A 12,578-nucleotide genomic window follows, 5' to 3' on the forward strand; every position below is an offset into this window, starting at 1 on the left:
CGTTTAAATTGTTTTTATTGTTTTTATCAAACATATCGGGTAAATATTTTCATAATGTTATGAATTTTCTATAATTCATTATGTAAACGTTACCAAAAAATTAAGAAATGGGGGAATCCAGTGGGTGCTTTGGAGAAAAAGGTGTATCAGGACATGACACAATCGGCTCCGGTAATGATGGAACTAAAGGGAGTTACAAAGGAATTTATCAAGCCAAATGGTGAAGTCCATACTGTTTTACGAAATATTGATTTAAAAATTACAAAAGGTGAATTTGTATCGATTGTTGGACCAACAGGCTGCGGAAAATCAACGACATTAAGCTTGATTGCCGGGTTTGAACCTCCTTCAGTAGGTGAAGTTCTTATTTCCGGTGAGAAATTAGAAGGGATCAACCCCCGGGCTGCCTGTGTCTTTCAAACAGAAAATGCCTTCCCGTGGAAAACAGTCATTGATAATGTTTCCTTGGGATTACGGTTACGGGGAATGAGCAAAGCTGAAGCGTATGAAGAAGCAAGAAAATGGATTGCCCGAGTTGGATTAAAGGGATTTGAAGGACATTATCCTTCCCAGCTTTCCGGTGGGATGAGAAAACGGGTAGCATTGGCCCAAAGTTTAATAGTACAACCTGAAATTCTCCTAATGGACGAGTCGTTTTCTGCCCTTGATGTTCACACAAGACATCTGATGGAAAATGAATTGCTTCGCATCTGGGAGGAAACGTCCGCATCGGTATTTTTTATTACACATGATTTAGAAGAAGCAATTGCCTTAAGCGACAGGGTGATTGTACTAACGGCCGGTCCTGGAGCAACGGTCAAAGGAGATTACCGGATTGATTTGCCAAGACCGCGCAATGTCGCGGAAATAAGTTTTGATCCTGCTTTTATGAGAATCCACAAACAAATTTGGGAAGATTTGAAGGACGAGGTGATGATTAGTTATGAGAACGCAAACAAACTCCATTCCTAGTCCTACCAGTGTGGAAGTAGTTTCACGAAAGACTGAAATGAAGAGGAAAGCGCTAAAACTTCGAGTTCGCAATTTGAGTCTGCAGCTGTCAGTGTTTGTTGTGTTGATGGGAACTTGGCAATATTTATCGAGTCAAAAACTGATTGATCCATTCTTTTTCTCCAGTCCATTTGATATCGTGAAGCATATTTGGACATGGGTCGTAAATGGAACAACCGCTGGCCCGCTATATCTACAATTCTTGGTTACCTTTGAAGAAACGATTCTTTCTTTTGTATTAGGAGGGATTGCGGGAATTATTTTCGGTTATGCATTAGGTGTCAATGAACTGCTTTCGGTTATATTAGGTCCTTATATTAAAATGATCAATGCCATTCCGCGTGTTGTGCTTGTGCCAATTTTTATCTTATGGTTTGGACTCGGCATGTCATCCAAGGTCGCTTCAGGTTTAGTACTTACGTTTTTCATTGTTTTCTTCAATGCCTTTCAGGGAGTTAGAGAGGTGGATCGCAATTTAGTCAATAACGCGCGGCTTTTAGGAGCAAGCAAACGCCAATTAGCGCGTCATGTTATTATCCCTTCCGCCCTTACATGGATTTTATCGAGTTTGCATTCGAGCTTCGGATTTGCCTTAATCGGAGCGGTTGTCGGTGAATTCATTGGTGCAACAGAAGGGCTGGGCTACCTAATCGCCCAAGCACAGGGCGCCTTTGATACAACTGGTGTTTTTGCCGGAATGGTCATCCTGTCGATTACGGCGTTGATTGCCGATTGGGGAGTTTCAAAGCTGGAAAAACGGTTTATTGCTTGGCGGCATATCCGCCAATAAATAAAAGCGGAAGCGACCTTTTAGCGCACGACAGGACTGGACAGCTCCGTATGAGATAAAGGAAACACGAATCGCGTTTTTGGCGTTTCGAAGTTGACTTATCGTAAGGAGGAGAGGGAAGTATACTAGTCGCTGGGAGCTGGAGCTAGACAATTCTCTAAGTACGAATTTTATATCAATTTATCTATTGAGGGGGAAGGTACTAATGAACAAAACTATGAAAAGATTAAGCACTGGGGTATCAGGTATCGCAATTGCAGCAATGTTGTTATCAGGATGTTCATCCTCGACAACAACATCGGCACCAAGCAAAACAAAAGACAACAGCACTGCATCTACTTCAGGAACTCCAAGGGTATCCATTATGGTCGGCGGCTTGGAGAAAATTATTTACATGCCATATATGCTGGCTGAAAAGCTAGGATATTACAAGGATGCAGGGGTAACAGTAACCCTTGTAGAGGAAAGCGCGGGTCAGGATGCGGAGTTAGCCCTTTTAGCTGGACAGGTCGATGGGGCAGGCGGTTTCTACGATCATACCCTTGATTTACAAACCAAAGGGAAAAAGGTTGAAGCAGTCGTAACGATGGCTGATGTACCTGGTGAGCAGCTTATGGTAGCAAACAGATTAAAGGATAAAGTGAAAACATTAGCAGATTTGAAGGGACTTACAATTGGGGTAACAGGACTAGGCTCGTCCACCAATATGTTAGCAAGCTACAATGTAGTTAAAGGCGGAAATAAGGAAAGCGATTACAAACCATTGCCGGTTGGAGCCGGGCAAACGTTAATTGCAGCCATGCAAAATAACCGAATCGATGCAGCCGTAACAAGTGAGCCGACTGCGTCCTTACTGAAGAATAAAAATTTGGCTTACACATTTGTAGATATGAACTCTAAAGATGGAACAGTAGCTGCATTAGGCGGAAAATATGCCTCTACAAGTCTCTATATGAGTAACGATTTTGTGAAAAAGAACCCGGAAGTCGTTCAAAAATTGGCTAATGCTTATGTAAAAACATTAAAATGGATGAGTACCCATACTCCTGAGGAAATTGCCGATAAAATGCCGGAAGAGTATTATGCAGGAGATAAAGCTCTATATATCCAAGCCCTTAAAGGTCAGCTTCCAATGTTCACAACTGATGGAAAAATGCCGGCAGGAGTTCCGGACAATGTTCAAAAGATCCTCTCTGCGTTTAAACCGGCTGTAAAGAATGTCGATCTTAGCCAGACTTATACAAACGAATTTGTTGATAAAGTGAAATAATGATTTTCATAGACCGGGTGCCGCTTGCTGTGGCCCCGGTTTTTATGTGAAAAAGATTTTTTGGGGAACACCAGGTAGAAATTTAAAAGGAAAAGTTAACTGAATTTACGATATTAAGCAAGTAAATATGGGTTTTATGATCCTTGTGTTACTATAGTACTTAATCGGAGAAAATCGAGGTGTTCACATGAAAATTGAAGTTTGGTCGGATTTTGTTTGTCCGTTTTGTTATATTGGGAAGCGTCGGTTAGAGGAAGCGCTGGCTCAATTTCCGCAAAAGGATCAGGTCGAGGTAGAATTTAAAAGCTTTGAGCTTGATCCAAATTCACCAAAAAATATTGATAAAAGTATTCACGAAGTATTAGCAGGGAAATATGGGATGAGTCTTGAACAGGCAAAACAAGCCAATCAGGGAGTTGGTCAGCAAGCTGCAGGTGTTGGTTTGACCTACCATTTTGATACGATGAAGCCAACAAATACATTTGACGCCCACCGCTTGGCGAAGTTTGCAAAAACTCGTGGGAAAGAAGCAGAAGTAACCGAAAAGCTCCTTTATGCTTATTTTACTGATTCCAAGCACATCGGGGATCACGATACGTTGGCAGACATCGCAGCAGCTGCGGGTATCGATCGGGAAGAAACATTAAAGGTGCTGCAAGATCAAAACGCATATGCAAATGATGTTCGGATTGATGAATCAATTGCGCAGCAATATGGCATAAGTGGCGTTCCGTATTTTGTTATCAATCAAAAGTATGCTATTTCCGGAGCTCAACCAACGGCAACGTTCTCAGGTGCACTCCAACAAGTGTGGCAAGAGGAATCAGCATCACCGGTGTTGCAGGATCTTTCAACAGAGAATGCAGAGGATGCAAGTTGTGCTGATGGAAGCTGTGCAATTCCGGAGCGAAAAGAGTAATATTACTTTACATTTTCTAATTCTGTGCTATAGTTTTACTATATTTCGAACTCAATATGATGATCGACTCACACTAGGGGGGCCTTTGGCTGAGATGGAACTTTGTTCTAGACCCTTTGAACCTGATCTGGATGATACCAGCGGAGGGAAGTGGAACGAACCTTTTATGTCAGCCTCATTTATTTTGACATTAATCTTCAAACCACTCATTTCTCTTAAAAGTGAGTGGTTTTTTATTTTGCAAATAAGGGGTATGAAAAATGAGAGCGATATCTGAAGATTTGTCACAAAAGATTTCGGATCAAGTAGAATCAAAAAAAGAAGAATTGATTGAATTACTGACAAAACTAATTGCGTTTCCAACAGTAAGCCCGCCTGCCCGAAATACAAATGATGTGCAGGAATTTATTAAAAAGTACTTAGAAGATTTGGGATTTAAAACGGAAAAGTGGGATGTGTACCCTGACGATCCCAACGTTGTCGGCATCTTAAAAGGAGAAGCTTCCGATTTATATAATAGTTTAATCATAAACGGACATGTGGATGTTGCAGAAGTTGGCGATGATAAAGCGTGGGACCAATCACCATTTAATACTTATATCAAAGATTCCTATATTTATGGACGCGGTGTCGCCGATATGAAGGGCGGAATTGCGGCATCGTTAATCGCTATTAAACTTTTAAAAGAATTAGGTGTCTCGCTTAATGGCGACCTTCAATTTCAGTCGGTCATCGGTGAAGAAGTGGGTGAAGCAGGGACCCTTGATTGTACTGAAAAAGGCTATACAGCCGATTATGCAGTAGTCGTTGATACAAGCGACTTACATATCCAAGGACAAGGCGGCGTCATCACAGGCTGGATTACGGTTCAGAGCAAAGAAACCTATCACGACGGGCTGCGACGTAAGATGATTCATGCAGGAGGCGGCCTTAAGGGTGCAAGTGCGATTGAGAAAATGATGAAAATCATCTCAGGGCTGCAAGAGCTCGAGCGCCATTGGGCTGTGACGAAAAGCTATGAAGGCTTCGAACCCGGAGTCAACACCATCAACCCTGCGGTAATTGAAGGAGGCAGGCATGCTGCATTTGTTGCCGATCGCTGTGCGCTCTGGATCACGGTTCATTTTTATCCAAATGAAGATTACGAAGTGGTTATCAAAGAAATTGAACAGCATATTCTCGCGGTGGCTGCTGCCGATCCATGGCTGTGCAATAATCCGCCGCAATTCACTTGGGGCGGAAAATCGATGATTGAGGATCGCGGGGAGATATTCCCTTCATTAGAAATTGATCCTGAGCACCCGGGAACACGACTGTTAGCAGATTCGTTTGAAAAATTGTTAACACAAAAGCCGAAAATAGGAATGTCTCCGACCGTTACCGATGCAGGGTGGCTTGGACGGGCAGGAATTCCAACTGTCATATTTGGTCCTGGAAAATTAGAGGATGCTCATGCCGTCAATGAGAAGGTTGAAATAAGCCAATTAGTAGATTTTACAAAAGTATTAGCCGTTTTTATTGCTGAATGGTGTAATACTACAAGGAAGGAGGCAAATCAATGAAATTCACAGAAATTCTTTTTGAAAATGTAAGGGAAATCTGGGAAAAAACTCATCAGCATCCTTTTGTTGTGGGGATGGGCACAGGGGAATTGCCTGTTGAATCGTTTATCCGTTATATGAAGCAGGATTATGTGTTTTTAATCGATTATTCAAAGCTTTTTGCTTTAGGTGCGGTGAAGGCAAAGGACATTGAAACGATGGCTGCTTTTGCTAAGCTGCTCCATGAGACCTTGCATGGGGAAATGGACTTGCACCGGCAATACGCAGAACGGTTTGGAATTACCCATCAGCAGCTGGAGGAAACAAAGCCGGCTCCGATGAACTTAGCTTATACACGTTACATGTTGAATGTGGCTCAAAATGGTTCCCTTGAAGAGTTAATCTCTGCTTTGCTCCCTTGTATGTGGAGCTATTGGGAAATAGGCAAAATGCTCGCGGAAAAATATCCTGGTTCTACAGAGCATCCTTTATATGGGGAATGGATCAGCGTGTACTCATCTGATGAATTCGGTTCATTGGCTACCTGGCTGATCGATTTATTAGACCAATTGGCAGAAGGGAAACCGGAGCGCGAGTTACATGTTATTGAAGATCATTTTTTAACGACATCCAGGTATGAGTATTTGTTCTGGGAAATGGTCTATCGGGGGGGCGAGTGGCCTGTCTAGTTCGCCGATTTTATCAATAAGTGAACTTAACTATGCTTTTCCGGGTGACGCAAGCTCGAAGTTCATTTTTCAAGACATCTCAATGGAGGTAAGGTCAGGTGAGTTTGTTTCCGTAATTGGTGCAAGCGGATCAGGAAAAAGTACGCTTTTTAGACTGATCACCGGTTTATTGGAACCTGATCAAGGACAAATCCTGATTGACGGACAACAGTCGGGACAAAGATTAGGGAGTGTCGGCTATATGCCGCAAAAGGATTTGCTTTTACCCTGGAGGACCGTAATCGACAATGTGCTGCTGCCATTAGAGATCACAAGGGAAAAAAAGCAAGGAAAAATCGCCGAGATTAGGGAGTGGCTATCCAGGTTTGGTTTGGCTGAATATGAAAATGCTTATCCGCATGAACTATCCGGAGGAATGAAACAGCGGGTCGCCTTTTTAAGGACACTCATGACGGGCAGAGACCTTTTATTATTAGATGAGCCGTTTGGTGCTCTTGATTCCATGACAAAGCATAACATGCACAGCTGGTTATTAGAGTTGTGGGGCGATTTGCAAAAAACGGTATTGTTTATTACTCATGATCTCGAAGAAGCGATTCTATTAAGTGATCGGATTTATCTGTTATCCGGTGATGGTAAGAGTAGAGTGAAAGAAATGAAGATTGATTTGACCAGACCAAGACGTTCAGAGATTATTTATCAAACAGAGTTTATTTCTATGAGAAAAGAATTGGAGATGCTGATACATAATGAAGAGTAGATTGAAAAAATGGACAGATGACTATGGTCTGTTTGTATTGGTCGTTGTTCTTCTTATTAGCATATGGGAATGGGTCGTAAGAAATGGTTTGATTCCATCGTTTATTTTGCCTTCACCATCATCCATCTGGAAATCCTTGTTGGAAAACCGGCAGCTGTTGTTGGAACAGCATTTACCTGCCACCCTTAATGAGGTATTGCTTGGTTTTGTTCTATCTCTTATCGGTGGCGTGATTTTTGGGGTAGGGATGCATTTTTCGAGGGCATTGGAAAAGGTGCTATATCCATTTCTTGTTATTTCACAAACAGTGCCGCTGATTGCAATATCTCCAATTTTTATCATGTGGTTCGGCTATTCGATTTGGAGTAAAATTGCCGTCACCATTTTAACAGCATTTTTTCCAATCGTTGTTAGTGCATATGATGGTCTCAAAGCCGGGGGAACGGAATATCGTGAATTACTGTTAACGATGGGGGCAAATCGCTGGCAAATTTTTAAGAAAATCCAGGTGCCGCTCGCGTTGCCAACCTTCTTTTCAGGATTGAAAATGTCTGTCGTTTATTGTGTCGTGGGAGCGACGATTGGTGAATGGCTGGGTGCAAGTGAGGGTTTAGGGTATTTCAGCAGAAGAATGTCCGGAAATCTCCAGGCGGATGCCGTATTTGCCGCGATCTTTCTGCTTTCATTACTAGGAATCATCCTCTTTTTATTAATCGGTTTTATCGAAAAGCAATTATTGAAAAATAAAGTTCGCTAGGAAGGAAGAAAAAGGCAATGAAAAAGGGTTTTGTAGTTGTAATAAGTTTATTTTTACTATTATTAAGTGCCTGCAGTGCAGGAAACAAGGATAACCAAGCAGGCACAAAGAAGGATTCAGGTTCTAACACGAAAACCGAGAAGGTAAGCTTAATGCTAGACTGGTATCCAAATGCCGTACACTCCTTGCTTTATGTAGCACAGGAAAAAGGATATTTTAAAGAGCAGGGCTTGGATGTTGATATAAAAATGCCTGCTGATACAAACGATCCGCTAAAATTAGTTGCTGCCAACCAAGTCGACATGGCGATTAGCTATCAACCGGAGGTTTTGGTCGCTCGCGGCGAGAATATTCCTGTTCAATCGTTTGCCGCTCTTGTCCGCCATCCTCTAAATCAATTAATGGTACCTGCCAATGGGTCGATTAAATCACCTAAAGATTTAGCCGGAAAAACAATCGGTTATCCTTCGATACCGTTAGATGAAGCCATTGTCCAGACAATGGTGAAGTCTGACGGGGGCGACCCGCAGAAAATAAAAATGGTTGATGTTGGTTGGGATTTAATTCCTGCAATGGCAACAAAGAAAACGGATGCGCTTATTGGCGGTTATATCAACCATGAGAAATTATTGCTTGAAAAAGAAGGTCATCCAATGCGGGCATTAAATCCAAAAGAATTTGGTGTTCCGGATTACTATGAATTAGTTTTAGTGGGCAGTGAAAAGGAACTGAAAGCAAAACCGGAAGTGTTTAAGAAATTTATGGCTGCGATTACGAAGGGACAGCAATATGTCCAGCAAAATCCTGAAGAGGGCTTGTCGATTTTAATGAAGCATGAAGATAAATCCTCGCCATTGGATAAGAATGTTGAAACTAAGAGCTTACAGATCCTGCTTCCATTGATGGATGCAAAAGATAAGGCATTCGGCTACCAGGATCCGCAAACATGGACGAATGTTGCGAAGTGGCTAGAAGACAACAAAGTCGTAAAAACAACTATTAATGCTAAAGATGCTTTTGTGAATTTCTAAGAATAGAAAGCGGCAGGCACCGTCCAATATTTGGACGGTGCCTGTTTTTGTAAGTGGGGAGTTATCTTCTTCTCATTCTAAATTCCCACATGTTACTGCCTTCCCAACATCTTTTTACTTGATTACGACCGCGTGATGTAGTAACCCATCTGGATGGGCTGCCGTGCGGAGTTCTGCAACGTCTTGAAGTATTTCGGCGTCTGGAAGTGTTTCTGCGGGAAGTATTTCGGAGTCTGGAAGTAATTCGACGGGAAGTATTTTGTACTCTGGAAGTAACTCGTCTGGAAGTAATTCGACGGGAAGTGTTTTGTACTCTGGAAGTAACTCGTCTGGAAGTATTTCTGCGTGATGTGCGTCGTCTTGAAGTATTTCGTCTTGAAGTTCTACGTGATGTGCGATTTGAGCCGGGATCATTGAACATGAAGTCCCAAACCCCGCCTTCTCTTGCACCTTCAACTGCATTTTGAATATCATCCTGTGAAAAAAATCTCATTATTTGCACCTCCTTAATTCGTGAATAGGAGTAGAAAGCCAATTTTCTTATGTCGATGAAACTCCTCTTCTTAATTAATTTACGTTTATACGTTTCCATTTGTATGGGGAAATTGCTTATACATGTCAAAAAAACTTGTCCGAAGGTAACTCTCTGCTCCTACATACATACGTATAAAGGAAGGAGGTTATAAAAATGGACGAGACTGTAAAAATTCCGCACTATAAGTTATTTATTAATCCTATGGACCTACGCGAGCTAAAAAGAGATGTTTGGATTGACGCACCTATTCCTGCCCAGTTAACGGTTGAAGGGAAAAAACTCGAGATTGATTTAAGCTATCGAGGCTCACACATTCGTAAATTTTTGAAAAAGTCGTATCAAGTCTCTTTCTATAAACCAAAGGTATACAGAGGAGCAAAGCAAATACATTTAAACGCCGAGTACAAGGATACTTCCTTTATACGAAATAAGTTGTCTTTTGATTTCTTTGCTGACATTGGTAGTCTTGTTCCGCTCTCCCATCATGTTTTTATAACCTTAAACGGAAGAGCGGAAGGAGTTTATTTGGAAATTGAATCAGTAGATGAAAATTTTTTAAAAAGAAGAAACCTTCCGGATGGTGCCATTTTCTATGCGGTAGATGGTGATGCGAATTTTTCACTAATGAGTGATTTAGATAAAGAAACGAAAAAGTCACTGGAATTGGGATATGAAAAAAAATGGGGAATATCATCAGATGATTATTTTTTACAAGAACTAATTTTTAAAATAAATACAATTTCAAGGGCTGATTTTGAAAAGGAAATTATCAAATATATTAATGTAGAAAAATACTTACGATGGGTTGCAGGAATTATTTTTACGGCGAACTATGATGGTTTTGTTCATAATTATGCGCTATATCGGAATGGGGAAACAGGCCTATTTGAAGTAATTCCCTGGGATTATGATGCAACATGGGGAAGGGATGTAAACGGAAAAGTCATGGAAGCTGATTATGTACCGATAGAAGGATTTAATACATTAACAGCACGGATTTTAGATGTAGCAATTTTTCGCAAGCAATATCGAAATCTGCTTGAAGAAATCATGAATCAGCAATTTACGGTTGAATATCTTTCGCCGAAAGTGGAGGGACTGCTCCAATCAATACGTCCTTATGTGCTGCAGGATCCCTATAAAAAGGAACAAATCAATGACTTTGACAAAGAGCTAGAGGTCATATTGAAGTTTATCGAAGAGAGAAAGGCATATTTAAAGCGGAAAATGAACAATTTAGAATAGAGTGTTTTAAAATTAGGTTTAATAGTTTAGTTCCGAGAAAGTGTAAATTTTTCCGGGAGAATTTTAAAAGAATGGGGCCGTGCTGCAATCGGGGTTTATATTATCCATCCGGTTTTGCTTGTTGGTTTTGCAATAGGTTTTCACACACTTGCATAACCCGCTTTAATCAAATGGATTTTAGTCGCAGCTGCGGCTCTTTTTCTTGTTCCACTAACGTAAGCAGGTTAATTTAACAAAGCAAAAACAAAAATTAGAAGAAAGTGTCTAATAAAGAGGCTTAAAGAGTGATATTAATAATTTTAATTTTAAGCTTAACACATATAGCACCGTCCATTTTTATGACGGTGCTAAAAATAAAATTATTTAATAATTGCTTAAGAAGTAGGACATTTTGTTTGTTCTAAATACCCTTATTCTTTCTCTCTCTCATTCTGATAATTCGTTTATACGATTTTATCGTAGCAAAATGCATACCTTCATGAAATAAACAAAAACTGAGTAATTCTTCAACTGTTGATAAAGTAAGACCTGTTGACGTAGTAAAAGGCGTCTCGATAACTTCTTTTAGCCGAAATTCCAATGATTGTTCAATCCTGTCGATTTGATTTTCCAATAATCGGATTAATTCACTGATCGTAGGTAACGCCTGATCTCCCCAATTGGTAGGCTTTGTGCCAGTAGTGAATAATTCTGAAAAGTTATTCGGCATTATCATTTTTTCCTTAATAAAATAAAATGCGAATTTTTCTTGCACAACATATATATGTCCTAGATTCCATTTTATATTATTATTGAATCCCTTTGGAATAAACAGTGATGCTTTATCATTCATTTCTGCCACGCAATTAATTGTGTTTTCTCGAACAAATCTTAATTGTTTAAGCAGGTAGTTTTTCATCTCTTTCCCTCCTGGGCATTCATTAAAAGAATACAACGATTCCATAAACAATTTAAATATATGAATTTATTTTTTTAGCTTCTGCAATAATATTTTTAATTAATGATTTAACGGTTTGACTTTTGGCTAATCTTGGACTTTGACCAGACCAAAGTGACATGAAATCTTGATTGTTTTGTTCACTGGAAGTCTTTCTAATATCCTGGGTTAATCTATTTTGAGCTGGGAAATCTGGTAAAAGTGTTTCGTGCTTCTGCATTTCTAAAATAAATTTATTTTTAATTCCTCTTGCCCATTTACCAGAAAATGAACGAGTTAAAACAGCTTGGTCTTCGTTAGCATTAAGGATTGTTTCTTTATGAACCTTGTGTGCTCCACTTTCAACGCAAGTCAAGAAAGCTGTGCCCATTTGTACGCCCTTCGCTCCTAAACAAATCGAAGCCATTAGCCCTCTCCCATCCATAATTCCTCCAGAAGCTACAACAGGAATGCTAACATTGTCTACAACCTGTGGAATTAATGACATTAAACCAATCAAACTTTCTTGTGATCTATTGATAAAGTTCCCACGATGCCCGCCAGCTTCACTGCCTTGTGCCACAACTATATCCATTCCTATTTTTTCATTTTCAACTGCTTCTTCGACCGTTGTGGCTGTCCCCATCAGAATAATGTTAGATTGTTTTAATTCAGCAATCACTTCTCTAGAAGGAATGCCAAATGTAAAAGAACAAATAGGAATCATTTCTTCAATTACAACCTTAATTTGTTCAATAAATGTTTCAAAAACATTATTAAAATTAGGAAGTTCAAAGTTATCTTTTTGGTGCAAATTTAATTGCTGACGAATAGGGTTCAAGAACTGGTTAGCCGATTTAATTTCATTCTCTGTAACTTTAAATTCGTTAGGAACAAATAGATTAATACCAAACGGATTTGAAGTTAACTGCCTGATTTCCCTAATTTGTTCCCGTATTTGAACAGGGGTCATATACCCTGCTCCAATCATCCCTAGACCACCAGAATTTGAAACCTCAGCGACTAATTTCGAAGTGGTTACTCCGCCAGCCATTGGAGCTTGTATAATTGGATACTCAACTTTCAAAAGTTCCGTTATTTTATTATTTAGCAT

Annotated in this window: 13 protein-coding genes and 1 riboswitch; of the genes, 10 read left to right on the plus strand and 3 right to left on the minus strand. The window is 40.1% G+C overall.

The window, feature by feature from the left end; translation table 11 throughout:
• Positions 1 to 153 precede the first annotated feature (153 nt).
• The 9 genes from J2S10_RS05160 (at position 154) to J2S10_RS05200 (ending at position 8,768) form a co-directional block, all read left to right on the plus strand.
• Positions 154 to 972 (plus strand): ABC transporter ATP-binding protein, encoded by an 819-nt coding sequence (locus tag J2S10_RS05160; RefSeq protein WP_307405030.1) that lies wholly within the window; start codon positions 154 to 156, stop codon positions 970 to 972.
• Complete coding sequence (locus J2S10_RS05165; RefSeq protein ID WP_307405032.1) at positions 944 to 1,801, plus strand: ABC transporter permease; 858 nt, start codon at positions 944 to 946, stop codon at positions 1,799 to 1,801. The genes J2S10_RS05160 and J2S10_RS05165 overlap by 29 nt, the downstream gene beginning before the upstream one ends.
• A gap of 205 nt (positions 1,802 to 2,006) precedes the next feature.
• A complete protein-coding gene (locus J2S10_RS05170) occupies positions 2,007 to 3,071 on the plus strand; it encodes an ABC transporter substrate-binding protein (RefSeq protein WP_307405034.1) in 1,065 nt (354 codons plus the stop codon).
• 187 nt (positions 3,072 to 3,258) lie between these two features.
• Positions 3,259 to 3,990, plus strand: a complete 732-nt coding sequence (locus J2S10_RS05175) for a DsbA family oxidoreductase (protein WP_307405036.1) — start codon at positions 3,259 to 3,261, stop codon at positions 3,988 to 3,990.
• A gap of 65 nt (positions 3,991 to 4,055) precedes the next feature.
• Positions 4,056 to 4,156, plus strand: a riboswitch (TPP riboswitch).
• Positions 4,157 to 4,250: 94 nt separating this feature from the next.
• Positions 4,251 to 5,552 carry an acetylornithine deacetylase gene (locus tag J2S10_RS05180; protein ID WP_307405038.1) on the plus strand — a complete coding sequence of 434 codons (1,302 nt, stop codon included), beginning with the start codon at positions 4,251 to 4,253 and terminating at the stop codon, positions 5,550 to 5,552.
• Complete coding sequence (gene tenA / locus J2S10_RS05185; protein ID WP_307405040.1) at positions 5,549 to 6,220, plus strand: thiaminase II; 672 nt, start codon at positions 5,549 to 5,551, stop codon at positions 6,218 to 6,220. Before J2S10_RS05180 ends, tenA begins: the two co-directional genes overlap by 4 nt.
• Entirely contained in the window at positions 6,168 to 6,980 is an 813-nt protein-coding gene (locus J2S10_RS05190) for an ABC transporter ATP-binding protein (protein ID WP_307405042.1), read from the plus strand. Before tenA ends, J2S10_RS05190 begins: the two co-directional genes overlap by 53 nt.
• A complete protein-coding gene (locus tag J2S10_RS05195) occupies positions 6,970 to 7,737 on the plus strand; it encodes an ABC transporter permease (RefSeq protein WP_307405044.1) in 768 nt (255 codons plus the stop codon). Before J2S10_RS05190 ends, J2S10_RS05195 begins: the two co-directional genes overlap by 11 nt.
• A 17-nt stretch (positions 7,738 to 7,754) precedes the next feature.
• Positions 7,755 to 8,768, plus strand: coding sequence for an ABC transporter substrate-binding protein (locus J2S10_RS05200; RefSeq protein WP_307405046.1), 1,014 nt, complete (start codon positions 7,755 to 7,757; stop codon positions 8,766 to 8,768).
• 61 nt (positions 8,769 to 8,829) lie between these two features.
• Here the strand turns inward: J2S10_RS05200 and J2S10_RS05205 are convergent, their stop codons facing one another.
• The gene (locus J2S10_RS05205; RefSeq protein WP_307405048.1) at positions 8,830 to 9,261 is read right to left on the minus strand and encodes a CotG/ExsB N-terminal domain-containing protein; all 432 of its coding nucleotides are present in this window, start codon (positions 9,259 to 9,261) and stop codon (positions 8,830 to 8,832) included.
• A 195-nt stretch (positions 9,262 to 9,456) separates the two neighbouring features.
• On the opposite strand from J2S10_RS05205, the gene J2S10_RS05210 reads away from it, so the two are divergent.
• Positions 9,457 to 10,548, plus strand: a complete 1,092-nt coding sequence (locus tag J2S10_RS05210; protein ID WP_307405050.1) for a CotH kinase family protein — start codon at positions 9,457 to 9,459, stop codon at positions 10,546 to 10,548.
• A 400-nt stretch (positions 10,549 to 10,948) separates the two neighbouring features.
• Here the strand turns inward: J2S10_RS05210 and J2S10_RS05215 are convergent, their stop codons facing one another.
• Both J2S10_RS05215 and J2S10_RS05220 read right to left on the minus strand, forming a co-directional pair.
• On the minus strand, positions 10,949 to 11,446 hold the full coding sequence (locus tag J2S10_RS05215) for a DinB family protein (protein ID WP_307405052.1): 498 nt from the start codon (positions 11,444 to 11,446) through the stop codon (positions 10,949 to 10,951).
• 52 nt (positions 11,447 to 11,498) lie between these two features.
• On the minus strand, positions 11,499 to 12,578 hold the full coding sequence (locus tag J2S10_RS05220) for an NAD(P)H-dependent flavin oxidoreductase (protein ID WP_307405054.1): 1,080 nt from the start codon (positions 12,576 to 12,578) through the stop codon (positions 11,499 to 11,501).

The sequence above is a fragment of the Neobacillus ginsengisoli genome (assembly GCF_030813055.1).